Below are 2,302 nucleotides of genomic sequence, written 5' to 3'. Positions count from 1 at the left end.
GCCATCGACAGCGCCTGGCCCGGCGCCACGATCACATGGTCGAGCACGCGCACGTCCACCAGGGCCAGCGTGGTCTTCAGGGTCTGGGTCAGCGCCTCGTCGGCGCGGCTGGGTTGCACGCTGCCGCTCGGGTGGTTGTGGGCCAGCACGACGGCGGCGGCCTGGTGGTGCAGGGCGCGCAGCACCACCTCGCGCGGGTACACACTGGTCTGCGTGAGCGTGCCGCGAAACAGCTCTTCCATGGCCAGCAGACGGTTTTGCGCATCGAGGAACAGCACGGCAAACACCTCGTGCCCCTTGGCAGCCAGGTGCAGTTGCAGGTAGTGCTTGACGGCGTCGGGCGAGTCGAACACCTCGCGTTCGCGCAGTTGCTGGGCGAGGGCGCGGCGGGCAAGTTCGAGCACCGCCACCAGTTCGGCCCGCTTGGCAGGGCCCAGGCCCTTGATGCGCTCCAGGTCTGCCGCGCTGGTGTGCAGCAGTCCGGCAATGCCGCCAAAACCGCCGGTGATGGTGCCGGTCTCCGGGTCGATGCCGGGTGGGTCGAGCAGCTCTTGCGCCATCTGCAGCACGCCCTTGCCCACGATGCCGGTGCGCAGCAGGATGGCCAGCAGCTCGGCATCGGCCAGGGCGGCGGGGCCGCGTGCCAGCAGCTTTTCGCGGGGCTGGGCGTCGGCGGGCAGGTCTTTGAGGGGCATGACGCAGGGGCTTTGACGTCCGTCGGGGGCCGACGGGCGTAGGGCTTTGCCCGGTTTTCTACAATTGCAGGAGTTTATCGAGACTGCCATGACCTCTACCGCTGCTGCTTTGCCCACCGTCCAGCCGGGCTCCTTTCTTACCTTGCACTACCGTCTGGCGGGCCCTGCAGGCGACGTGATCAACACCTTTACTGACAAGCCCGCCACCCTGTCACTGGGCACGGGCGAGTTGTCGCCCGCCATGGAGCAGCGCCTGCTGGGCCTGGCCGAAGGCACCCGCATCACGTTCGAGCTGCCTGCGGGCGAGGCTTTTGGCGAGCGCAACCCTGACATGCAGCAGTGGGTGGCCCGCAAGCTGATGAACGAGTTGGGCGACCCCGACGAAAAGTACAACGTGGGCGATGTCGTGCAGTTCCCCACGCCGGATGGCCAGGGCAGCTACGCGGGGGCGGTGATGCAGGTGCGCGACGACGGCGCGGTGCTGTTCGACTTCAACCACCCGCTGGCGGGCCAGCCGGTCACGTTTGAAGTGCAACTGATCGGAATCCTGTGATGCAGGCACCGCAAGAGATCCTTCTGGCCGAGCCGCGCGGTTTTTGCGCGGGCGTGGACCGCGCCATCGAGATCGTGGAGCGCGCCATCCAGAAGTTTGGCGCACCCATTTATGTGCGCCACGAGATCGTGCACAACACCTACGTGGTGAACGACCTCAAGGCCAAGGGCGCGATCTTCATTGAAGAGCTGTCGGATGTGCCGCCCGGCGCCACCCTGGTCTTCAGCGCCCACGGCGTGAGCAAGGCCGTGCAGCAAGAGGCCGTGGCGCGTGGCTTCAGCATTTTTGACGCCACTTGCCCGCTGGTGACCAAGGTGCACGTCGAGGTGGCCAAGCTCGCCAGAGAGGGCTATGAATTCATCATGATTGGCCACAAGGGCCACCCCGAGGTGGAAGGCACCATGGGCCAGCTTGACCATGGCATCCATCTGGTGGAAGACGTGGAAGACGTGGCGCGTGTGCAGCCCCGGCAGACAGAGAAGCTGGCCGTGGTCACGCAGACCACGCTGAGCGTGGACGACGCGGCTGAAATCTCGGCCGCCGTGCGTGCGCGCTTTCCCACTGTGCGCGAGCCCAAGCAGCAGGACATCTGCTACGCCACCCAGAATCGCCAGGACGCGGTGAAGGTGCTGAGCCCGCAGGTGGACGTGGTGATTGTGGTGGGAAGCCCTACCAGCTCCAACAGCAACCGCCTGCGCGAGCTGGCGGCCAAGCTGGGCACCACAGCCTACATGGTGGACAGTGCCGACGAGCTGCAGGCCGAGTGGTTTGACGGGCTGGCCCGCGTGGGGCTGACCGCCGGGGCCTCAGCCCCGGAAATCCTGGTGCAACAGGTCATCGACCGCATCAAGGCGCTGGGTGCGGTGTCGGTGCGCAGCATGTCTGGCATCGAGGAGACCATCAAGTTCCCGCTGCCCAAGGGGCTCAAGATCGACGCGGCCACGGGGCTGGAGATCAGCCAGCGCACGCCCGAAACGGGGCCTTCCGCCCACTGACGGCCTCTTGCTGGGCAACGGGTAAAAGTGCAAGGGCGCCAACATGCGCCCTTTGTTTC

At 66.4% G+C, this 2,302-nt stretch carries 3 protein-coding genes; 2 read left to right on the top strand and 1 reads right to left on the bottom strand.

What is annotated here, in order from left to right; all coding sequences use genetic code 11:
* A partial coding sequence (radC, locus tag DBR12_RS13415) for a DNA repair protein RadC (protein ID WP_108617711.1) occupies window positions 1–695 on the bottom strand: 695 nt, incomplete at its 3' end.
* Between the two features lie 88 nt (window positions 696–783).
* Between radC and DBR12_RS13410 the strand changes: the two genes are divergently transcribed.
* Entirely contained in the window at window positions 784–1,248 is a 465-nt protein-coding gene (locus DBR12_RS13410) for a peptidylprolyl isomerase (RefSeq protein WP_108617714.1), read from the top strand.
* Entirely contained in the window at window positions 1,248–2,243 is a 996-nt protein-coding gene (gene ispH, locus DBR12_RS13405; protein ID WP_108617709.1) for a 4-hydroxy-3-methylbut-2-enyl diphosphate reductase, read from the top strand. The genes DBR12_RS13410 and ispH overlap by 1 nt, the downstream gene beginning before the upstream one ends.
* Window positions 2,244–2,302 lie beyond the last annotated feature (59 nt).

The sequence above is a fragment of the Acidovorax sp. HMWF029 genome, assembly GCF_003060895.1.
Taxonomy (GTDB): Bacteria; Pseudomonadota; Gammaproteobacteria; order Burkholderiales; family Burkholderiaceae_C; genus Acidovorax.
This window is presented reverse-complemented; position numbering and strand designations above follow the sequence as displayed.

What these genes read in the sequence shown, in the direction of transcription:
- DBR12_RS13410 (WP_108617714.1), top strand. Translation starts at nt 784, where the DNA reads ATGACCTCTACCGCTGCTGCTTTGCCCACCGTCCAGCCGGGCTCCTTT.
- ispH (WP_108617709.1), top strand. Translation starts at nt 1,248, where the DNA reads ATGCAGGCACCGCAAGAGATCCTTCTGGCCGAGCCGCGCGGTTTTTGC.